Below are 21,006 nucleotides of genomic sequence, written 5' to 3' on the forward strand. Positions count from 1 at the left end.
CTAGACTTGCTGGCATGACGATTCTGCTGCTCGATGCCCGATGGCCGACGATGATGCCGATCGCCGCCCGTGGCCGGATCCTACGGCCGGTCTCGTTCTCGATGGAGGTCCCCGTGTCCCTCCGGTGGAACGTGGACGACGTCGTCGACGGTGATGACCCTCACGGGGTGGGAACCTTCATCACCTGCAACGAGGAAGTTGCGCAACGGGTGTATGACGACGCCGCAGAAGCAGGGCAGTACCGCGAGATCGTCCGCTCGCCAAGCCTCGACGACCCGCTGCTTCAAGCCCGCGCCATCATGAGTCGGGCGCGGAGCGTCGGCCAGTGGGAGGCTAGGCAGACGCACGAGTCACTGTTGCCTTTCCTCGTTGAGGAGACGGGCGAGTTCGCCGAAGCGGTGCGCAACGACGCCAGTGACGCCACCTTGGTTAAGGAGCTGGGGGATATCTTCCTCCAGGTGCTTTTCCACGCGGAGATCGCGGACCGGCGCTCCGCGTTTGATCTGGATGACGTCGCCGCTTCCTTCATCGCGAAGATGCGTTCCCGGGCACCGTACCTCTTCGATGGCAGCACCAGCATGGTCGATGCGCTCACTCAGGACGAACTGTGGCAGGCCGGCAAGTTGCAGGAATCCGGCGAGAGCCTCGATGACGAGACCGGTGAACGCGAGTGGGGCGATAGCTGAAAGTTTCCTGGAGTAGTGGGTAGCCGTGATGGTGATTGGCTACCGGGCCGGTACGATGGCCCATCGTGATTAACGGCAACTCAACCTACGGCGGCGCCCGCCGATCGCCCGGCTGCGGCTGCGGCATCGTCCTGGCGGTCGTGTTAGTTGTCGTGCTCATCGTCACCATCGTGGGGTGGGCGCTGTCGCTGGGGACAGCCGGCTCCCCGACGTCGCGGGTGAGGATCCCCGACGACGTCCCTCCGGCCGCCGGCGAACCGGTGCCTGCCATCGACGTCCACTCTCCGGGGCGAACCTCGGACAAACTGGGGTTCTGGGCGGATCCCATTTCGCAGTCCACGGGCATCCCGGCGCCGGCGGTGCGCGCCTACGGCAACGCCACGCTCATCGCCAACGAGGCGTGGCCCGGCTGCAACCTCACCTGGAACACGCTAGCCGGCATCGGCTGGGTGGAGACCCGCCACGGCACCTACACCGGTTCCCTCTTTGGCCGGGGCGCGATCGGCGAGGACGGGGTGGTCACGCCGCCGATCATCGGCATCGCCCTCGATGGCACGAACGGGACCGCGGAGATTCGCGACACCGACGGTGGGAAGTTCGACGGTGACACGCACTACGACCGCGCCGTCGGGCCGATGCAATTCATTCCGGACTCGTGGTACCGCTACGGGCTCGACGCCTCCGGCGACGGCTACGCCGATCCCCACCACATCGACGACGCCGCCCTGGGCGCCGCTAAGCACCTGTGCGACCAGGGACGGGACCTGTCCACCCCGGAAGGGTGGACGCGGGCGATCCACTCCTACAACAAGTCGAATGAATACCTCATCGACGTGCGTAACGCCGCCGCCAACTATGCCGTGGGCCAATCCGCCTAATCAGCCAGCGTGAACACGTCCAGCTTCTCCGGCTTCGCGCCCGGGGTGGTGCCGTCGAAGATCCAGGAGGTCACTTCTCCGGTGGCGGTGTCGAAGGACGTGAAGACGGAGTAGTCGTTAGAGGCCACGAAGGGGGCGTCCTGGGAGGAGTCGGCAAGCGACTTCAGCGGATTCTCCGTCGGGGTGATGGCCTCCAGACCCGCCGGGTTACCCTGCTCAAGGACGTTTTCCGGGGTCCACGGCGCCGGCGGCTGATTGCGCTTTCCGTCCTTATTGCTGCCGTCGGTGGACAGCGGGCCGTAGAAGCCGTAGGAGTTACCGACGTTGGAGGTCTCCAGGAAGTTGACCCCATTGTCGGACTGGAAGCGGTTCCACAGGTGAGAGTGGCCGTTGAAGACTAGGTCCACGGGGGAGTCCTTGGCGTCGACGAGCGGCAGCAGGGAGGTCAGCAGGATGTTGCCTTCCTCCGGGTAGTCGTAGCGGTAGCCGATGACCTTGCCGGCGTCGTCCTTCTCCTCGGTGACAACCGGGTTTCCGAAGTGGGGCATGACGTTCTTGCCGTTGGACACCGGGGACTCGTGGAGCATGACGATGACGTGTTCAGCGGCCGACGTCTCCTTACTGGTCAGTTCCTTCTTCAACCAGTCGTACTGCTGCGAGCCGACGGCGATGTCCTCAAAGACGAAGTCACCGTAGCCCCGCTCCAGTGGCTTGCCGATGGAGGCGGCGGCGTCCTGGTAGCGGGAGTGCTTCTCCCGCTTGGCGGGATCCGGCTCGGCGTCCTCCGAGCGCCAGATACGGGTGGAATACAGCGAGATCAGGCGGGTGTTGCCGATGGTGGTGGCGTAATACTTCTCGCCGCCGGGCGCGGATTCGGGCAAGGAGAAGATCTCCTCGTAGGACGTGGTGGAAAAGGAGTTGTCCTCGATCCACTTGTCCTTGACCTCCGGTGAGTTGCCCGGGTTGACCTCCTGGGCGACCTTCTCGTACTCGGCCTCGGCGACCTTCCGCGGCACCGGATTGTTGAAGACGCTGTCCAGCGAGGTTTGCCCGTCGATACGTCCCATGACCTCGTGATTACCGATGACCGGGTAGGAGTGGGCGTTTTGGAGGATCTCGCCGCCGTGGTAGGTCTCGCCATTGGTGGCGGTGTAGTTGGCGTTGCCCTGCATGCCCTCGAAGTAGGCGAGGCCGCGGGAATCGTCGAACCACTCGGAGGCGCGATCGGGAACGTTAATGAGGTCACCGGCGACGAGGGCGACGTCAATGCCGCCGATGGTCTCCACCGCCCACTGAAGGTTGGCGGGGGAGTGGTCCTTCTGCTGGTGGTCCGAGGTGAGCAGCATGGTGAGGTCCTCGTCGGAGGTGTATTCATCGTTGGCGGTGAACACCTCGGACAAGGCGACGTCGTCGCCGTCGATGGACACGACGCGGTACGGGGTGTCGTCGGTCTTGTCCAGACCGGTGACGGTTGCCTCGTGGCGGAATACGTCGCGGGCGACGATGCCCTCGCTCTCCGCCGGTGGGGATTCAACGAAAGACTTTGCGTCCTCAAACATGCGAGACAGCTTCATCGTGTCGGCGGCGAAGACATTGACACCGTCGACGCCTGCGTCCACGGCCTTTCGGGCAGCGGCGGCGTCAAGGGCGTCGATGTCGCCGGTGAGGACGGCGTGCGCGGCGCCCTCGGTTTCGGTGAACCAGGCGACGTTGACCTGCTGATCGCCGGGAAGCTGGAGGAAGGGGTCCGTCAGCAGGCCCTCGGTGCGCCCGGAGACCGGGGCAACGGTGGCGGTGGAGGTGGGAGACTCGGCGGCGGAGGAGGACTCCGACGCGCCAGATGACGAGGCGGCGGTGGCGGCGATGTTAGCGCCGGCGCAGGACACGAGGGGCAAACTGAGCAGGGTAACGGTGGTGAGAGCAAGACCGCGGCGGGACATGTGCGAAATCCTTTTTCTTCATGCGTGTGGTGTGAGTCACGGCTGGCGTGCACTGCGGGATTTTATTGCCTGCTCGCGGGGTCTGCAGCGCGAGCGGTGCTGGTCACATCCCCATCGGCCGCGCGTGGAAGCGTGGGCATTGTGGGGACTTTTCTGGAACAATGACTAGCGGAACCTCAACGCGTCGCGCTAGGCAGGAGGCGTTGAGTGCCCTGTTCACTGAATTTATGTTTTAGGAGGCCCTCGAAAGTGGCTGACATCATTCACGTTATTGCCCGCGAGATCATGGATTCCCGCGGTAACCCGACCGTCGAGGCCGAGGTGTTCCTCGACGACGGTGCCCGCGGTGTCGCCGGCGTCCCCTCCGGTGCGTCCACCGGCGTTCACGAGGCCCACGAGCTGCGCGACGGTGGCGACCGCTACCTCGGCAAGGGCGTGCTCAAGGCCGTCGAGAACGTCAACGAGGTCATCGCCGACGAGCTCGCTGGCTTCGAGGCCGATGATCAGCGCCTCATCGACCAGGCCATGATCGCCCTCGACGGCACCGACAACAAGTCCAAGCTCGGCGCGAACGCCATCCTCGGCGTGTCCATCGCCGCTGCCAAGGCCGCCGCCGAGTCCGCTGGTCTGCCGCTGTACCGCTACATCGGTGGCCCGAACGCCCACGTCCTGCCGGTGCCGATGATGAACATCGTCAACGGTGGCGCCCACGCCGACTCCGGCGTTGACGTCCAGGAGTTCATGATCGCCCCGATCGGCTTCGAGTCCTTCGCTGAGGCCCTGCGCGCCGGCGCCGAGGTGTACCACTCCCTGAAGAAGGTCATCAAGGACAAGGGCCTGTCCACCGGCCTGGGCGACGAGGGCGGCTTCGCCCCGTCCGTCGGCTCCACCAAGGAAGCCCTCGACCTCATCGTTGAGGCCATCAAGGCCGCCGGCTTCGAGCCGGGCAAGGACGTGGCCCTGGCCCTCGACGTTGCTTCCTCCGAGTTCTTCGAGGACGGCGTCTACAAGTTCGAGGGCGGCGAGCACACCGCCGAGGAGATGGCCAAGGTCTACTCCGAGCTCATCGCCGAGTACCCGATCGTCTCCATCGAGGACCCGCTGCAGGAGGATGACTGGGAGGGCTACACCGCCCTGACCGCCGCCATCGGCGACAAGGTCCAGATCGTGGGCGACGACTTCTTCGTCACCAACCCGAAGCGTCTCGCCGAGGGCATCGAGAAGAAGGCCGCCAACGCCCTGCTGGTCAAGGTCAACCAGATCGGTACCCTCACCGAGACCTTCGACGCTGTGGACCTCGCTCACCGCAACGGCTACCGCTGCATGATGTCTCACCGCTCCGGCGAGACCGAGGACACCACCATTGCCGATCTCGCCGTCGCCCTCGGCTGCGGCCAGATCAAGACCGGTGCCCCGGCCCGCTCCGAGCGCGTCGCGAAGTACAACCAGCTGCTGCGCATCGAGCAGGAGCTAGGCGACGCCGCCGTCTACGCCGGCCGTTCCGCCTTCCCGCGCTTCCAGGCCTAAGTAGCACCCGTACCTAAGGTCCGGCTCGGCCCCGCACTGTCACTGGTGTGGGGCCGTTGTCGTGTCCGCCTAAGGGGAGTTGGGCGTGGAGTAGAATCGGGCTTCTATGGCACAGCGACAGCGCTCGCGCACCCGCGTCCCCGTGGCGCATCGGCGCGACTCCCCCCAGCTTCCCCGGTTGAAGAATCTCGGCCCGCGGGTTCGCAAGATCGACGCCCGCCTTGGCCTCGCGATGGGCTTGGCGGCCCTGGCACTCATGGCGATGCTGGTCGCCCCGGTGCGCAATTATCTCGATGGCCGGGCGGAGATCGCCCGGCTGACAGAATCCATCGAGCTCAAACAGCGCCAAAAAGCCAGCCTCCAGGCCGAGCTGGAGCGCTACAGCGATGAGGCCTATATCCGCCAGGAGGCGCGTCGTCGCCTTGGTTTCATCGAACCTGGAGAGGTCGCCTTCCGCATCGTCGATCCCCGCATGACCCCGCAGGAGCAGGTCACCACCTCCTCGACCGATGAGGCGATCCAGCCGGAGTGGTACCAGGTGTTGTGGCGATCCGTGGCCGAACCGGAACGCCCGGTACAGTAATCGCCATGACTGTTGCCGAAGAGGACCTGGGTATTGTCACCGAGCAGCTCGGTCGCCGCCCCCGCGGCGTCCTGGACATCGCGTATCGGACGCCGGATGGCCAGCCCGGCGTCGTGAAGACCGCGCCCCGGCTCGACGACGGTACCCCCTTTCCCACCTTGTATTACCTCACGGACCCGCGCCTGACGGCCGAGGCCTCCCGCCTGGAGGTGGCGCAGGTGATGAAGTGGATGGAGGCCCGCCTCGGCAGCGACGACGCGCTGCGCGCCGACTATGAGCGGGCACACGAGTACTACCTCGCCGAACGCAACGCCATCGAGGACCTCGGCACGGACTTCTCCGGCGGCGGGATGCCCGACCGGGTGAAATGCCTGCATGTGCTCATCGCCTACGCCCTGGCTGAGGGTCCGGGCCGGATCCGGCTGGGGGACGAGGCGGTGGCGATCGCCGCCGAGCACGGCGATCTGCGTGGCAGCGCGATCCCGCAGGAGTGGCCGACCCCGGAGGATCTGGGCATCATCGTCGACGCCGACGGCTCCGCCCGGTTGGCTAAGGAGGGCTAGATCATGACGCGAGTGGCAGCGGTAGATTGCGGCACGAATGCGCTTCGCTTACTCATCTCCGATGACGGTCGGGAGGTCGTGCGCCTCAATGAGATCGTCCGCCTGGGAGAGGGCGTGGATGCCACGGGGCGCATCTCTCAGGCAGCGTTGGACCGAACCCGGGCAGTGTTGACTCGCTACGCGGAGATCATTCGCTTCGAAGGTGTCACGGCCGTGCGGATGGTGGCGACCTCGGCCACCCGAGACGCCGAGAACAAGGAAGACTTCTTCGCGATGACCGAGGAGGTACTCGGCGTACGCGCCGAGGTAATCTCCGGGCAGGAAGAAGCGGAGCTCTCCTTCCGCGGGGCGATCCTAGACCTTGAACGTTCCCGTGGGCCCTTCTGCGTCATTGACTTGGGCGGCGGTTCGACGGAGTTCGTCGTCGGCGGGGCAGACGGGGAGATCTATGGCGCGAAGAGCGTGCAGATGGGCTGTGTTCGGCTTACCGAGCGCATCATGCGCTCGGACCCGCCGACGGACACCGAAGTGGAGATCGCGGAAGAGTACGTCGCGGAACGGATCAGCGAGGTCCTCGCGGAGGTTCCGGTGGATAAGGCCCGAACCTTCGTCGGGGTGGCGGGAACGTTTACGACATTGTCCGCCCTCGCGCAAGGGTTGGAGACCTATGACCCGGCGGAGATTCACTGCTCGGAGCTGCGATTCGACGCTTTGCGCGTGATTACCCGGGAGCTCGTCGGGTCCTCGTCCGCGCAGCGGGCCTCGCACCCGGTCATTCACCCGGGACGAGCCGACGTCATCGCTGGTGGTGCCGTGGCGGTGGAGGGGATCATCAACATGGTGGAGCGGCTGGAAACGGCGTCCTCCATCGTCATTTCTGAGAAAGACATTCTTGACGGTATAGTGTCCATCCTGGCTGCGTCCTAGCGGCGCGAGGGCCCCTATAGCCCAATTGGCAGAGGCAGTCGACTTAAAATCGATTCAGTGTGGGTTCGAATCCCACTGGGGGCACGAGGGAAGAGGGGGCGCTGGGGGAAGAGGTGACGGATCAACGCCGCCGCCCCCGGAGCTCGGTGGGGGCGGCGGCGTCGAACGCATAAGACCAGAGATGTCTGACAGTCCTTAAGGCCTCACTCTCCTTGCCTGTGGTTGGCGACCGTTCTCTTAGATCATAGGTTAGGCTGCCCTAAAGTTGCAAGGGGTCCGGCCAAAAAGTTTCCGTCGGGTAGGGAACAACGACCCGGGCCGGTACGTTGATCCTTAATAGAACGACAATATATCTGTGCAAGAGAGGTGTTCGGCACGTGCGAAGCAACAACCCGGTTCTGACCAAGCTGCGTCCGCAGCAAGCAAGCGGCGGCTACTATCAGGGAGGCCACCAGGGCCTCGATGGCTTCGGCGGCTACGGCCAGCCCGCGCCGTCCGCTGCCCAGGCTGAGCGGCCCATGACGGTGGACGATGTGGTGACCAAGACCGGCATGACGCTGGCCGTCATCGTCGTCTTCGCCCTTATCAACTTCGGTCTCGCCAAGGCCGGCATGGTGGGCTTGGCCGTGGGACTCACGGCCGTTGGCGGCATCGGCGGCTTCATTACCGTGCTGATCGCCACGTTGGGTGGCAAGTCCGGCCCGGTGTCTACGCTCATTTACGCGGCCTTCGAAGGCCTGCTCGTTGGCGGTATCTCGTTGCTGCTCTCCGGCTGGCTGGTGGGTGGCGCTAACGCGGGTGCGCTGATCGGGCAGGCGGTGCTCGGCACCCTCGGCGTGTTCCTGGGCATGCTCTTCGTCTACAAGACCGGCGCCATTAAGGTCACCCCGAAGTTCACCCGCTTCCTTATGGGCGCGCTCATCGGCGTCGTCGTGCTGTCGCTGGGCAACATGCTGCTCGCCATGTTCACGGACGCTAACCCGCTGCGCGACGGCGGCATCCTCGCCATCATCTTCTCCCTGGTCTGCATCGCTCTCGCTGCGCTGAGCTTCCTGCAGGACTTCGACGCCGCTGACCGGCTCATCCGGGCCGGCGCCCCGGCCTCGATGGCCTGGTCCGTCGCCCTCGGCCTGGCTGTGACCCTGGTGTGGCTCTACACCGAGATCCTGCGCTTCTTGAGCTACTTCACCCAGCGCTAAACCGAACTCCAGTCTGATAAGACCGAACCGGCCCGCACCACTGGCGCAGGCCGGTTTTTGCTTGGCTTTGCTAGTTCTTCGCGGGCCGGGAGGTGCGAGGAACCCTCACCACACTCACTCCGCCCATGAACGCCAGCCCGCGGACGGTGACGCTGGGTGCATCCTCCGGAAGATCCGACTGCGCTAACGTCACGCCGGGGGCGTCTTCGGTTCCAAAGCCGCCCATGAACGGGATGCCAACGGCCTTGACCCGCACGTCCTCGGGGACCCGAACCTCGATGCCGCCCATGAAGGCCACGGCCGTGATCGTCGTGTTCTGTGAGCTGAGCCGGGCGCGGGACAGATCTACCTCGGTGCCGCCCATGAAGGCCACCGATAAGTGTTGGGAAGCAGCGAGCCAATCACCGGAGAGCTCCGTGCCGCCCATGACTCCCAGGCTGATGGCGGAACCCCCGGATTCGTTGGTCACCATCGAGCTGGCGCTGCGGGTGGCCGGGCGCCTCGTGCCCCACACGGCGGGCGGGGCGGTAGGCGACGGCGGGTGCGGCTCCAGCAGGTCGGCTGTGAGCGGGACCAGGTCCCGGCGCACGCGGGCGTCTCGGGCGGCGGTGGCTCGCTCGTCAAATTCGGCGAAGGTGAGCTGGCCTAGGCTCATGGCCTGCCCGAGCTGCTCGATGACGTGTTCTCTTTCGGCGTCGCTGACCCGAATATCAAGGTGGCGGTCGTGATCCTCGCTCATGAGTATCACGATAGACCCTCCCGGGCCGGCGTGAGTTCCCTTAACCTCGGGCTAGCTGCTCACAACCTGACCGTCGATCATGACGGTGGAAAAAACCAGCTCGGAGCCGTTATCGACGGGAACTGAGAGCACCACCGTCACCTCTTTGCCTTGTAGCGTGCCGGTGCCCTCTGCCTGCTCGTCGTCCCACGAGTCCCACACGATATCCGTGAGTTGAACCGTGGGCGAGGAGCAATCAGCGCTCAGCGTCGTCGGGCGGTGTTCAGGCGCGCCGACGCAGTCGATGACCAGCACCGTGCCGGCCCGCGTGCGCGATGCAGACGGCGAGGCGGTGCTCGACGGCGTCGCCGGGCGTAAAGAGGATGCGGAGGGCGACGCGGACGGCGTCGGGGTGGGCGAGGCGGATCCCGCCGACGACGTGGCCGGCATCGACGACGCGGACGCCGCGCTCATCGCGTCGTCCGGCGTCGGGGAGCCTGCCGGAGTGGGCTCGCGAGTGGCGGGGTTCGAACACGACACTAGCGCCGCCGCCAACCCCACGACGAACACGGCGCGAGGCGCCCACTGAACGGATGACTTCATGTGCAACGTTCCTACGCCGTGCCTAGGCGCGCGGCGTCGAGGCCTTCTGCGAGTCGTAGGGGGCCGCGGAGACGATCGTCACGGAGATGGTGCGGCCGTTGGGGGCGGTGTACTCCCGGGTCTCGCCCTCGGAGGCTCCCAGCACGGCGGCGCCGAGCGGTGACTGCTCGGAGTAGGTCTCCAGATCCTTGTTGTCGGTGGAGGCGGCGCGGGTGCCGATGAGGAAGGTCTCCTTCATGGACTCATCACCGTTGTAGTAGACGTGGACGACGGACCCCACGTGGGCCACGCCCTCAACGTGGACGGAGCGCTCCGTGGTGGAGTTCTGGAGCACCTCGGAGATCTGCTTAATGCGGGCCTCTTCCTGGTCCTGCTGCTCGCGGGCCGCGTCATAACCCGCGTTCTCCTTGAGGTCGCCTTCCTCGCGTCGCTCGTTAATCTCGGCGGCGATGACCGGGCGGTTATCGATGAGAGCCTGGAGCTCCTGCTCCAGCTTCGCCTTCATCTCCGGGGTGATGTACTGCTTCTGAACGTCTGCCATGATCGGGCTGACCCTTTCCCTATCCGTGATTATCGACGACGCTTCCGGGGCCGTCGTGACTTAGATGCCCCCGGATAGTATCAGAACGTGTTCACCGCCTGGTCGGGTTCCATGAACGGCGCCATGGCGGTGGAGCAGCCGTAGAGTTGGCCGGCGACGGGCAGCTCCCGGGTGGGGATGTCAGCCGCGATTCGCTGGTGGGCCTCGCCCCCGGCCGGCAGGAGGATTTCCCGGCGTCCGACCTCGGCCATCTCGTAGTCCATCGCGGTGACGATGCAGTAGGCGGGCTCGTTGACGTCGCGTCGCTCGATGTCCACCCATACCCGCAGCGTGGCGTCGTCGACCCGCTCGTGGGCCACGTAGGTGGCGCTGATCGGCTTGGTGGCGCTGGCGTACACGAGCCGGCCGATGAAGGCGACGAGCGAGATCGCCAGGATGGCCAGTAGTATTGCGAAAACCTTCCCGCTGAGTTGGTTGCGCTTCTGCGGCGACGTGTCGCGGCCGTAGCGGGACGCTGGGCGGGTGAAGGAAGAGCTCATGACTGTCTAGACTATTCCACCTCGCACAGTCGGGGGAGTACGGCCGACGGTTAGGACGACGGCCGGCTACGCGTAAGATGAATTGCGTATACGGCAACAAGTTGAGGGAGTAGATGACAGTGTCCGCGTTCCGTCTTATGGCGATTCACGCCCACCCGGACGACGAAGCGTCGAAGGGCGCCGCCACCATGGCCAAGTACGTCGCCGAGGGCAACGAGGTGCTCGTGGTGACCTGCACCGGCGGCGAACGGGGCGATATCCTCAACCCAGCGATGGATCGCCCGGGGGTTAAGGACCGCCTCAACGAGCTACGCCGGGAGGAAATGGCTCGCTCGGCCGCCGCCCTCGGAGTGGAGCATGAATGGCTGGGGTACGTCGACTCCGGGCTGCCCCAGGGAGACCCGCTCCCGCCGCTACCGGATGGCTGTTTCGCGTTGGAAGACTCGCAGGAGGTGGCCGACCACCTCATCGGCGTGATCCGGCGGGCCAAACCACACGTCATCATCACCTACGACGAAAACGGTGGCTACCCTCACCCGGATCACCTCAAAGTCCACGAGGTCTCCGTCCTGGCCTGGGAGCGCGCCGGCGACGCCGCGTACCGCCCCGACCTGGGTGAGCCGTGGGAACCGAAGAAGCTTTATTACTCCCACGGTTTCGTCCGCCAGCGGATGCTCCTGCTGCACAATCAGCTCCTCGAATCCGGCCTGAGCAGCCCGTACGGGCCCATGCTTCAGCGGTGGTCGGAGAACAAGGCGGACATCATGGCGCGGGTGACCACCCAGATCCACTGCGCGGACTACTTCGGGCACCGGGAGGCAGCGCTCATCGCCCACGCCACCCAGATCGACCCGGCCGGCGCCTTCCTGGCGAGCCCCGTCGAGGTCCAGCAGCGCCTCTGGCCCACCGAGGAGTTCGAGCTCGCCGCCACCCGAGTGTCCACCACCTTGCCGGAGGATGACCTCTTCGCTGGGTTGGCGCATTAAGCTAGCTCGCGGGATAATCACCGGCACGCTTCGGCGAAGGAGAAGACCTTGACTGTTAACGACCTTGTTCTTGACGGCTACCTTCTGGTGGCGCAGGGAATCACCGGACCGGCGGCCCCGACTGACGGTCCGCTGGGCGCCGAGTTCGGCAAGGCGTCCCCGATCGGTTTGTTCGTCCTTGTGGTCCTCGCCGTCGCCGTGATTTGCCTGGGGTGGGCCTTCCACCGCCGGCACTCTCGTTTCCGCCGCCGTCGGCTCTTCGCTGAGGCGCGGGGGATCGACCCCTTCGACAAGGAGGCGGTGGACGCCGCCATGGCCGAAGCCGGCGTGAAGGATCTGCGCAAGGACACCTTTTTCTAGATCTCAGCGCCGGTCGCGGCCGGAAATCTGCCCAGGTGGGCCGAGCGCCGGTGTGTCCATGCGTGCCAGGCTAAAATGCCCAATGTGAAACTCCTGCCGCGTCTTCTCTACCCGCTGTACGAACAGCGCTTGCTCAAAGAAGTTGCCGGGCTGCCGCAACCCAAGCACATCGCGGTCATCGTCGACGGCAACCGTCGGTGGGCCCGCGCGGCTGGCTTTGCCGACGTCTCCCACGGTCACCGTATCGGTGCCAAAAAGGTCGCCGAGCTCGTGTCCTGGTGCAAGGACACCGACGTTGAGGTCATCACCGTCTACCTGCTGTCGACGGAAAACCTGTCCCGCTCCAGCGAAGAAATCGAGCTGCTTTTCGAGATCATCTCCGGCGTGGTGAGCGAATTGGCCAATGGCGACACCGATTGCCGAGTGCGGTTGGTGGGTCATCTGCACCTGCTTCCCGGTGACATCGCGGAGAGTATGCAGCGGGAGGCCGCCAAGACGTGCGACAACGACGGCATTACCGTCAACGTCGCCGTCGGCTACGGCGGGCGTCAAGAAATCGTCGACGCCGCCCGGGACGTGATCCGGGAGGCGACGGCGCGCGGCGTCGAACTGGCGAAGCTTGCCGACGCCATCACGGTGGAATCCATCTCCACCCACCTGTACACCTCGGGCCAACCGGACCCGGATCTGGTGATCCGCACCTCCGGCGAGCAGCGGCTGAGCGGGTTCCTGCTGTGGCAGGCGGCGTACTCGGAGATCTGGTTTACCGACACGTTCTGGCCGGCCTTCCGTCGCATTGATCTGCTGCGGGCGCTGCGGGATTATTCCAAGCGATCGCGGCGGTTCGGCAAGTAGCTCGCGCGTTCTCAAGGTGACAGTTCGCCCCAAGTGTGAAAAGGTGATGTGTCTTCAAGACCTCGCTATGGGAAGGACTGACTCGATGAGTGACCCTCACTCCTCGTCCGCAACCGGGCAGGAGCCGCAACGGCCCCACGCCCGTTCGAAAAACGAAAAGGAAGAGCTGGGGCTCGACCCGGCCGCGGCGTCGCTTACCGATGACGACACCTTAGTGCTGCGCCGGCATCATCGGCCCTACACCGCCGAGCGGCTACGCAAGGTGGTCACCGGGCAGCGCTCCATCCACCCGGGCCTGGTGCCCGGCATCAGCGTCGACGACACCGATCGCGAATACCGCACCAATAAGCCCGTTTTCGCCATCGCGCTCGGCCTGAGCCTCGCCGTCATTATCTGGGCGTTTATCAACCCCACCCAGGTGAATTCGGTGGGCATCGGCCTGCAAACCTGGGTAGTGAGCAATCTTGGCTGGCTCTTCACGGTCACCATCGTGGGCCTGGCTGTCTTCATGCTCGTCATCGGCTACGGGCCGACCGGCCGTATCCGGCTGGGCGCAGATGACTCCGAACCGGAATTCTCGACGGGCACGTGGATCTCCATGCTCTTCGCCGCCGGCCTAGGCATCGGCTTGATCTTCTATGGCCCCATGGAGCCGCTCATCCACTTCCGCACCATCCCGCCGGCCTACCAGGGCATCGAGGCGGGGTCGACGGACGCGTTGGGCGCCGCGGTGGCCCAGGCGATTCTTCACCAGGCGTCCTTCCCGTGGGTGATCTATTCCTTCGTCGGTGGCGCCATCGCCTACTCCGCCTACCGGCGCGGCCGGCTGCCGCTGATCTCGGCAATCTTCGAGCCGGTGTTCCCCGACGCTCCCAACCACCCGGTGGGCCGCATCATTGACGTCTTCGCCGTGATCGTGACCTTGTTTGGTACCGCACTGTCTCTGGGCATCGGCGCGCTCCAGGTGCGCACGGGAATGAGCCTGCTCACCGGCCAGCCGCTGGAGGGCAACGGCGCCGTCGCTGTCATCATCAGCGTGCTCACCGTCGTGTTCACCTTCTCCGCCGTGTCGGGCGTGAAGACGGGTATTCGCATCCTGAGCAACACCAACATGGGCCTCGTTATTTTCATGGCGCTATTCGTGGTGGCGTTTGGCCCGACGGTGTTCCTCTTGGACCTCGTTCCTACGTCGTTCATGACCTTCGTCAAGACCATTCCGGATTACTTCGCCGTGTCCCCCTCCCAGGGACAGGAAGAGGCGGAGTTTGTCACGGCGTGGACGATTCTGTACTGGGCGTGGTGGACGTCCTGGTCCCCGTTCGTGGGCATGTTCATCGCCAAGATCTCCCAGGGGCGCAGCCTGCGCGAGTACGTCACCGCCACCATCTTCGCCCCGGCGCTGATCTCTGCGCTGTGGTACATCTTCTTCGGCGGCACCGCGATGTGGATGGATCTTAAGGACAAGGCCATCGAGATCGTCGGCTCCGGCGAGAACGTCATGTTTGACCTGTTCGCGAACATGCCGTTGTCCCTCGTCATGCAGACGGTGACGCTGCTGGCGATCATCATTTTCTTCACCACGGCGGGCGACTCCACCACGAACGTGCTGGGTTCCATGTCGCAAAACGGCCGCGCCGTGCCCTCCAACTCGGTCACGATTATTTGGGGCGCCACCCTGGGTCTGCTCGCACTGTCCCTGCTCATCGCCGGCGGCCAGGACGCACTTTCGGGCCTGCAGGCCATCACCGTCTCCGGCTCGGTGCCCTTCGTCCTCATTATCTGGGGCATCGCCTATTGCTGGGGCCGGGAGCTGAAGAACGACCCAGTGCTCATCCGACGCACCTACGCGCGGGAGGCCATTCGCAAGGGCGTGATCCGCGGCATCGACGAACACGGGGACGACTTTGTCTTCGGCGTCGACCGCGTGCGCGGCTACCAGGGCGCCGGAGCGGACTTCGACTCCGAAGATCAGAGCCTCACGGATTGGTACACCGAGCACTCGACCGCGACTGTCGTCGAACGCCGGGAGCTGGCCCACGCAGAAAGCGAACTTAAGTCCTCGGAGGACGCGGGAGTCGAGGAGTCGCTGCGGCAGGACCGGGGTAGCGTAGGGGAGGCCGGCTTGGCCGGAAACGCTGAGACAACAGAGAAGTAACGACGCCTTCACGCAAAGGACCGGTTTCGCGATGACCCACATCCTCTACGCCTCCGCCTACGGCTCTTCCCGGATGTATGCCGAGGAGCTGGCGCGACGGTTGAATACGACCGCGGTCGCTATGACTGAGGTGGCACCCGAGGATTTGGCTGGGTCAGACCCGGTCATCACCGTGTCCTACACCCACGGCCCGTCGTTGCCGGCAGCGTCGTTTTTCACTCAGCATCACCTGCCTCAGCGACCGCTCGCCGCGTGTGCCGTGGGCATGTCGCTGGTGTCCGCGGCGCGCGAACGCGACCAGATGAAATCCATGCTGGGGGAGCAGGCGGCGAACGTCGAGCGCTTCTATCTGCCCGGGCGGCTGGCCTATTCCGAGATTTCGCCCGCTCACCGCAAGGTGATGTTCGGCGTCGTTAACGCGCTCAAGCTCAAACCGCGCAAGTCAGACAATGACCGCAACCTGATCCAGGATTATGGACAGGATGTCGACCGCATCGATTTCGCGGAGCTCGACCCCGTCGTCGCGTGGGCGCGCGCCCACGGCGCCTAGCCACAGTGAGGCAGGCCCGGGTTAGAGCTTGCGCATCCGCACGCCCTCGACGAGATGGTCCTCGCCCTTGCGGAGCACGAGGGAGGCCCGGACCTTGGTGGGAAGGATGTTTTCGACCAGGTTGGGGAGGTTGATGGACTGCCACACCTCCCGGGCGGTGGCCTCGGCCTCCTCATCTTTCAGGTTCGCGTAGTGGGCGAAGTGCGCGCCGGGCCGGCGGAAGGCGGTGGAGCGCAGCTTGAGGAAGCGCTCGATGTACCACTTTTCGATGTGGTCGATGTGGGCGTCGACGTAGATAGAGAAGTCGAAGAGGTCGCTGACCATGAGCGTCGGCCCAGTCTGGAGCACATTGAGGCCCTCGACAATGAGGATGTCCGGGCTGCGTACCACGTGCCGCTCGTCGGGCACGATGTCGTAGGAGATATGGGAGTACACCGGCGCGGTGACCTCCGGCCGGCCGGACTTGACGTCGGTGACGAAGCGCAGCAGGGCCCGCCGGTCGTAGGATTCGGGGAATCCTTTGCGGTTGAGCAGCTGGCGGCGGTTGAGTTCCGCGGTGGGGTAAAGGAAGCCGTCGGTGGTGATGAGATCTACCCGAGGGTGAGAATCCCACCGTTGGAGCAGCACCTGAAGGAGTCGAGCGGTGGTGGATTTTCCTACCGCCACCGACCCGGCGATGCCGATGATGAAGGGTACGTGGCCGGGATCTTCGTCGAGGAAGGTCTCCGTGGCTTCGATGAGTTTCTGCCGGGCGGATACCCGGAGGTGAATGAGCCTGGAGAGAGTGAGATAAATGTCGGACACCTCGGCGAGATCGACGTTTTCGCCGACGCCGCGCAGCGCCACCACTTCTTCCTCGGTGAGCACCTGGGGCATGGAGGAACGAAGCCCCTGCCACTCCGCTCGGGTGAAGGCCACGTACGGGGTCGAGTCTCTGGAGCGCGCCATGGCCACCATTGTGACACCGAAGGGGGCAATCAATATAACGGGGGCTGTGGGGACCCAAAAACCCTGTACTATCGTGGTGTTGTTATCGCCATCACACACTGAAAAGGGGTGCCCCAGACCATGACCGCAGCCGATGCACAGAACTTACTCAACCTGCCGTTGGCGGATGTGGATCCGGACGTCGCCGAGGCCATTGCCGCGGAGCTGCACCGTCAGCGCACGACCCTGGAAATGATCGCCTCCGAGAACTTCGTTCCTCGCGCCGTGCTCCAAGCACAGGGGTCGGTGCTGACCAACAAGTACGCCGAAGGCTACCCGGGGCGCCGCTACTACGGCGGGTGTGAGCACGTCGACGTCGTGGAGAACCTGGCCATTGAGCGCGCTAAGGCGCTGTTCGGGGCCGAGTTCGTCAACGTCCAGCCGCACTCCGGTGCTCAGGCCAACGCTGCGGTCCTGCACGCGCTCATCAAGCCGGGCGACAAGATTATGGGCCTGTCCCTGGCCCACGGCGGTCACCTCACCCACGGCATGAAGATCAACTTCTCCGGCCGGCTGTACGACGTGGTGGCTTACGAGGTGGACCCGGTGACGATGCGCATCGACATGGACCAGGTCCGCGAGATCGCGTTGCGCGAGCAGCCGAAGGTCATCATCGCCGGCTGGTCGGCCTACCCGCGCACCCTCGATTTCGCGGCGTTCAGGTCCATCGCCGACGAGGTGGGGGCCTACCTGTGGGTGGACATGGCGCACTTCGCGGGTCTGGTGGCTACGGGGTTGCACCCTTCGCCCATCCCGTTCGCCGACGTGGTGACCACCACCATTCACAAGACCATCGGCGGGCCGCGTTCCGGAATGATCTTCGCCAAGGAGGAGTACGCGAAGAAGCTCAACTCGGCTGTCTTCCCGGGCCAGCAAGGCGGGCCGCTCATGCACGTCATCGCGGCCAAGGCCGTGGCCTTGAAGATCGCGGCTAGCGAGGCCTTCAAGGAGCGTCAGCAGCGGGTCCTGGAGGGCGCGCAGATCCTCGCCGAGCGTTTGGTAGCCGAGGACACCCGCGCCGCCGGCGTCGACGTGCTCACTGGCGGTACCGATGTTCACCTGGTCCTGGCTGATCTGCGCAACTCGGAGATGGACGGCCAGCAGGCTGAGGATTTGCTGCACTCCGTGGGGATTACCGTCAACCGCAACGCGGTTCCCAACGATCCGCGTCCGCCGGCCGTGTCCTCCGGCCTGCGCATCGGCACGCCGGCGCTGGCCACCCGCGGCTTCGACGCGGCGGCGTTTACCGAGGTATCGGACATCATCGGCACCGCCCTGGCGGCGGGCAGCGCGGCTAACGTCGCTGAGCTGCGCGCCCGCGTCGAGGCGCTGGCGGAGCGTTTCCCCCTCTACACCGGTTTGGAGGAGTGGAAGCTGGCGTAGGCGCCACCGTGTAGACTCGGAAACTTCACCCTTGCAGAAAGGATCGTTGAAGTGAGTGTGAAATCTGAGTCTATTTTCTGGCACGTCTATCCGCTCTCCGCGTGCGGCGCGCAGATCCACGGGGAGCACGACCCGGCCGACCGCTTGCGCGCCATGCTGCCGTGGGTCGAGGAGGCGGCGGAGCTCGGCTGTTCGGCGTTGCTGCTCGCCCCGATTTTCCAATCGACGGCTCACGGCTATGACACGCTCGATCACTTCCGCATCGACGACCGTCTCGGTGGAGCGGATCCGGCTGAGGCGGACGCCGTCTTCGGCGAGCTCGTAGAGGCCTGTCGCGAGCGCGGCCTCGATATCTGGCTGGATGGCGTGTTTAACCATGTGGGCGTTCAGCATCCCTTGGTTGAGGAGGGGTCACCGCTCATCGCCCGCGACGATGAAGGCCAGCCGCTCGGTTGGGAAGGCGACGGCACGCTGGCGTTGCTCGATCATTCCCGCCCGGAGACGGAAGACCTGGTCGTGGACGTCATGTGCCACTGGCTGGAACGCGGGATCACCGGGTGGCGTCTCGACGTCGCGTACGCCGTGCCCTCGGAGTTCTGGTCCCGGGTGGTCACCCGGGTGCGTGAGCGTTTCCCCGAGGCCGGCTTCCTCGGCGAGATGATCCACGGAGACTACGTCGAGGCTGCCGCGGCCGGGCAGTTGGACACGATGACCCAGTACGAGGTGTGGAAGGCCGTGTGGTCCTCCCTGCAGAATGAGAATTTCTGGGAGCTTGACCACGCGCTGGGCCGCCATGCAGAGTTCCAGGCGCGGATGTACGAGCACGGCAAGCCGGGCCTGCAGACCTTCATCGGCAACCACGACGTGGAGCGCGTGTGCAGCCTCGTCGGTGCGGAGAAGGCCGGCCTGGCCGCGGTCGCGCTGCTCACCCTGCCGGGCATCCCGAGCATCTACTACGGTGACGAGCGGGGAGCCGAGGGACGTAAGGGCGAGGGCGTCGACGCCGACGCCGCCCTGCGGCCGAGCTTCGACGAGCTGCCCGAACCGGGCGAGTTGACGCAGCTCTACCGCCGGCTTATCGGGCTGCGCGGCGAGCACGGCTGGATCGCCGAGGGCGACCTGGAGGTCGTCGAGAAGTCCGACGAGGCGATCGCCTACGTGGTGCGCGCCCGCGGGGAGCAGGCCCACGAGCTGGCGGTGAACCTATCCGTGGCCGACGGCTCCCACGCCGCTATTCACATCGACGGCGCTGAGGCGCTGGTCTTCTAGTCGCCCAGGCGCCTTCCGGGGCGCGGCCGGAACTTGTGTGTTCTCCGGAGCGCCCGGCGCTGGCGCGCTCCTCGCAGCGCGTCGAGGGGGCCGCGCAGCCGCGGGCCGGCATTGTCCGGGGCCAGCACCTTTTCGAAGGCGAGCGCCCCGATGCTTTCGGGGTCAACGGTGGTGTCGAACAGTGGCGTGTACCCGAGGCTGCGGTAGAGTGCGACGGCCTCCGGCTGGCGGGGCCCGGTGCTCAGGTAGGCGTTGCGGTATCCGCGCTCGATGATGGCTTCCTCTAACGCTGCCATGATCCGGCGGGAGAGTCCCTGCCGGCGGTGCTGTGAGGAGGTCCATACGCGCTTGATTTCCGCGGTGGTGGGGTCCAGGTACATGAAAGCACCGCCGGCGATGGCGCGGCCGTCTCGGACGATGAGCACAAGCTCCCCGTAGGGAGGGGTGAATAGCAGCGGGGGGTAGAGCTCAAGCTCCGGAGGGGTATTGGCCGGCTGGTCGAAGCCGCCGTAGTCGGCGTAGCGGGCGGCATAGAAGTCGGAGAGTTCTGTTACCAGCGGGGCGGCAAGAGGGGAATCGAGCCGGGCGCGAACGAGGCGGTCGTGGACATCGGACATGGTGTCTCAGCGTACCCCGCGATTGGGGGAGCGGCGTTGCTCGGGGTTTTGGGCGCTGGTTATACTCTCTCGCATCATCGTGCAAACGTTTGCACGCAGGAGTGAAGGGCCCGAAAGGAGAGTGACGCGGTGGCGCACCAACCCCATTCCCGGTCCCGAGTCACCCTCAAAGACGTAGCCCGGGAGGCGGGAGTGTCCGTATCCACCGCGTCACGGGCGCTGGCCGGAAACCCCGTCATCACGGCGTCGACGCGCGAGCACGTCGTCGCCACCGCCGGCACGCTCGGGTACCGCCCCAACGCCCAAGCCCGCGCGCTCAAAGGTGCCCGGACGAACACCCTCGGGGTCATCGTGCCGACGCTGGCCAATCACTACTTCGCCACGATGGTCACCGCCATCGAACACGCCGCCTCTCAGCAACGCCAACTCACCATCGTCGTCAGTAACCGGGAGGATCCCGCCGAGCTCGCCAACGCCCTGGAGATCCTGCGTTCCCAACGCGTCGACGGCATCATTTGCGTGCCTCACGAAGGCGCCCGCGCCGCCATCGAAGAGGCAGCTGACACCCCCATGGTGCTCATCGACCGGGAGGTGGATGCCGCGATACCCACCATCGTCTCGGAGGCGGCGGCCGCTATCGACGAGGCCGTCGGCGCCCTCGCCCCCCACGGGCGCCTCGGTTACGTGGCCGGCCCGGCCTCCACGTCCACGGGGCGTCGTCGAACCGCAGCCTTCCACGAGGCCTGCCGGCGCCGCGGGATCACCGACGCCGCCACCTATACCGGCGGATATACCCGCGAATCTGGCCGCGCCGGAGCGGACGCCCTCCTTGATGCGGGAGCCACGGCCCTGCTCGCCGGCGACTCCATGATGACCATCGGCGCCCTCGACGCCTGCCACCGCCGCGGCGTAACACTCGGCGAGGACGTCCTGCTCGTGGGCTTCGACCGCCACCCGGTCTTTGAACTCCAACCGGTGCCCGTAGCGGTTATTGACCAGGACGTCGAGGCCATGGCCACCCGCGCGTGGGCGCTGCTCGACGCCCTCATTGACGGCCAGCCGCCACCTGCCGGTGTCATCCGAACACCGGCACTTCTTGTCCCCCGACCATCCATGAACCCCCTGATAAGGAGGTGACGC

Annotated in this window: 23 protein-coding genes and 1 tRNA gene; 17 read left to right on the forward strand and 7 right to left on the reverse strand. The window is 65.5% G+C overall.

Going from position 1 to position 21,006, the window contains the following annotated elements; translation table 11 throughout:
* Positions 1–14 precede the first annotated feature (14 nt).
* Positions 15–686: a MazG nucleotide pyrophosphohydrolase domain-containing protein gene (locus CUTER_RS03670; protein ID WP_047259276.1), complete on the forward strand. Its 672-nt coding sequence runs from the start codon at positions 15–17 to the stop codon at positions 684–686.
* A 62-nt stretch (positions 687–748) separates the two neighbouring features.
* Positions 749–1,564: a lytic transglycosylase domain-containing protein gene (locus CUTER_RS03675; protein WP_407919176.1), complete on the forward strand. Its 816-nt coding sequence runs from the start codon at positions 749–751 to the stop codon at positions 1,562–1,564.
* On the opposite strand, the gene CUTER_RS03680 is transcribed toward CUTER_RS03675, so the two are convergent.
* Complete coding sequence (locus tag CUTER_RS03680) at positions 1,561–3,504, reverse strand: metallophosphoesterase family protein (RefSeq protein WP_052844017.1); 1,944 nt, start codon at positions 3,502–3,504, stop codon at positions 1,561–1,563. The two genes, CUTER_RS03675 and CUTER_RS03680, sit on opposite strands and share 4 nt — an antisense overlap.
* A gap of 249 nt (positions 3,505–3,753) precedes the next feature.
* Between CUTER_RS03680 and eno the strand changes: the two genes are divergently transcribed.
* The 6 genes from eno to CUTER_RS03710 all read left to right on the forward strand — a co-directional run bounded on the left by eno (position 3,754) and on the right by CUTER_RS03710 (position 8,303).
* Complete coding sequence (gene eno / locus CUTER_RS03685; RefSeq protein WP_047259277.1) at positions 3,754–5,031, forward strand: phosphopyruvate hydratase; 1,278 nt, start codon at positions 3,754–3,756, stop codon at positions 5,029–5,031.
* A gap of 106 nt (positions 5,032–5,137) precedes the next feature.
* Positions 5,138–5,614, forward strand: a complete 477-nt coding sequence (locus tag CUTER_RS03690; protein WP_047259278.1) for a septum formation initiator family protein — start codon at positions 5,138–5,140, stop codon at positions 5,612–5,614.
* A 5-nt stretch (positions 5,615–5,619) separates the two neighbouring features.
* On the forward strand, positions 5,620–6,177 hold the full coding sequence (locus CUTER_RS03695; RefSeq protein ID WP_047259279.1) for a DUF501 domain-containing protein: 558 nt from the start codon (positions 5,620–5,622) through the stop codon (positions 6,175–6,177).
* A 3-nt stretch (positions 6,178–6,180) separates the two neighbouring features.
* Entirely contained in the window at positions 6,181–7,104 is a 924-nt protein-coding gene (locus CUTER_RS03700; protein WP_047259280.1) for a Ppx/GppA phosphatase family protein, read from the forward strand.
* Positions 7,105–7,114: 10 nt separating this feature from the next.
* Positions 7,115–7,188, forward strand: a tRNA-Leu gene (locus tag CUTER_RS03705).
* A gap of 293 nt (positions 7,189–7,481) precedes the next feature.
* A complete protein-coding gene (locus CUTER_RS03710) occupies positions 7,482–8,303 on the forward strand; it encodes a Bax inhibitor-1/YccA family protein (protein ID WP_047259281.1) in 822 nt (273 codons plus the stop codon).
* A gap of 70 nt (positions 8,304–8,373) precedes the next feature.
* Here CUTER_RS03710 and CUTER_RS03715 read toward each other — a convergent pair whose 3' ends face one another.
* On the reverse strand, positions 8,374–9,042 hold the full coding sequence (locus CUTER_RS03715; RefSeq protein ID WP_052844018.1) for a DUF1707 SHOCT-like domain-containing protein: 669 nt from the start codon (positions 9,040–9,042) through the stop codon (positions 8,374–8,376).
* 51 nt (positions 9,043–9,093) lie between these two features.
* Positions 9,094–9,336, reverse strand: coding sequence for a hypothetical protein (locus tag CUTER_RS11570; RefSeq protein ID WP_144412250.1), 243 nt, complete (start codon positions 9,334–9,336; stop codon positions 9,094–9,096).
* On the opposite strand from CUTER_RS11570, the gene CUTER_RS11720 reads away from it, so the two are divergent.
* Positions 9,326–9,610, forward strand: coding sequence for a hypothetical protein (locus CUTER_RS11720; RefSeq protein WP_052844019.1), 285 nt, complete (start codon positions 9,326–9,328; stop codon positions 9,608–9,610). The two genes, CUTER_RS11570 and CUTER_RS11720, sit on opposite strands and share 11 nt — an antisense overlap.
* Positions 9,611–9,646: 36 nt before the next feature.
* Here CUTER_RS11720 and greA read toward each other — a convergent pair whose 3' ends face one another.
* Positions 9,647–10,165, reverse strand: coding sequence for a transcription elongation factor GreA (gene greA, locus CUTER_RS03730; RefSeq protein ID WP_047259283.1), 519 nt, complete (start codon positions 10,163–10,165; stop codon positions 9,647–9,649).
* Between the two features lie 80 nt (positions 10,166–10,245).
* Positions 10,246–10,704, reverse strand: coding sequence for a DUF4307 domain-containing protein (locus tag CUTER_RS03735; protein WP_047259284.1), 459 nt, complete (start codon positions 10,702–10,704; stop codon positions 10,246–10,248).
* A 119-nt stretch (positions 10,705–10,823) separates the two neighbouring features.
* On the opposite strand from CUTER_RS03735, the gene mca reads away from it, so the two are divergent.
* The 5 genes from mca to CUTER_RS03760 all read left to right on the forward strand — a co-directional run bounded on the left by mca (position 10,824) and on the right by CUTER_RS03760 (position 15,610).
* Complete coding sequence (gene mca, locus CUTER_RS03740) at positions 10,824–11,690, forward strand: mycothiol conjugate amidase Mca (RefSeq protein ID WP_047260585.1); 867 nt, start codon at positions 10,824–10,826, stop codon at positions 11,688–11,690.
* Between the two features lie 84 nt (positions 11,691–11,774).
* On the forward strand, positions 11,775–12,050 hold the full coding sequence (locus CUTER_RS03745) for a hypothetical protein (RefSeq protein ID WP_047260586.1): 276 nt from the start codon (positions 11,775–11,777) through the stop codon (positions 12,048–12,050).
* Between the two features lie 75 nt (positions 12,051–12,125).
* On the forward strand, positions 12,126–12,905 hold the full coding sequence (locus CUTER_RS03750; protein WP_047259285.1) for an isoprenyl transferase: 780 nt from the start codon (positions 12,126–12,128) through the stop codon (positions 12,903–12,905).
* An 85-nt stretch (positions 12,906–12,990) separates the two neighbouring features.
* Positions 12,991–15,060 (forward strand): BCCT family transporter, encoded by a 2,070-nt coding sequence (locus tag CUTER_RS03755; protein ID WP_082121254.1) that lies wholly within the window; start codon positions 12,991–12,993, stop codon positions 15,058–15,060.
* Between the two features lie 31 nt (positions 15,061–15,091).
* Entirely contained in the window at positions 15,092–15,610 is a 519-nt protein-coding gene (locus CUTER_RS03760; RefSeq protein ID WP_047259286.1) for a flavodoxin domain-containing protein, read from the forward strand.
* 21 nt (positions 15,611–15,631) lie between these two features.
* Here the strand turns inward: CUTER_RS03760 and coaA are convergent, their stop codons facing one another.
* Complete coding sequence (gene coaA / locus CUTER_RS03765; RefSeq protein ID WP_047260588.1) at positions 15,632–16,558, reverse strand: type I pantothenate kinase; 927 nt, start codon at positions 16,556–16,558, stop codon at positions 15,632–15,634.
* A gap of 120 nt (positions 16,559–16,678) precedes the next feature.
* On the opposite strand from coaA, the gene glyA reads away from it, so the two are divergent.
* Both glyA and CUTER_RS03775 read left to right on the forward strand, forming a co-directional pair.
* On the forward strand, positions 16,679–17,980 hold the full coding sequence (gene glyA / locus CUTER_RS03770) for a serine hydroxymethyltransferase (RefSeq protein ID WP_047259287.1): 1,302 nt from the start codon (positions 16,679–16,681) through the stop codon (positions 17,978–17,980).
* Positions 17,981–18,031: 51 nt separating this feature from the next.
* Positions 18,032–19,249 carry an alpha-amylase family glycosyl hydrolase gene (locus CUTER_RS03775; protein ID WP_047259288.1) on the forward strand — a complete coding sequence of 406 codons (1,218 nt, stop codon included), beginning with the start codon at positions 18,032–18,034 and terminating at the stop codon, positions 19,247–19,249.
* Here the strand turns inward: CUTER_RS03775 and CUTER_RS03780 are convergent.
* A complete protein-coding gene (locus CUTER_RS03780; protein ID WP_047259289.1) occupies positions 19,246–19,866 on the reverse strand; it encodes a GNAT family N-acetyltransferase in 621 nt (206 codons plus the stop codon). The genes CUTER_RS03775 and CUTER_RS03780 overlap by 4 nt on opposite strands.
* Before the next feature lie 129 nt (positions 19,867–19,995).
* Here CUTER_RS03780 and CUTER_RS03785 point away from each other — a divergent pair, with 129 nt between their 5' ends.
* Positions 19,996–21,003 carry a LacI family DNA-binding transcriptional regulator gene (locus CUTER_RS03785; protein ID WP_047259290.1) on the forward strand — a complete coding sequence of 336 codons (1,008 nt, stop codon included), beginning with the start codon at positions 19,996–19,998 and terminating at the stop codon, positions 21,001–21,003.
* Positions 21,004–21,006: the final 3 nt, after the last annotated feature.

It is taken from the genome of Corynebacterium uterequi, from assembly GCF_001021065.1.
Classification (GTDB): domain Bacteria; phylum Actinomycetota; class Actinomycetes; order Mycobacteriales; family Mycobacteriaceae; genus Corynebacterium; species Corynebacterium uterequi.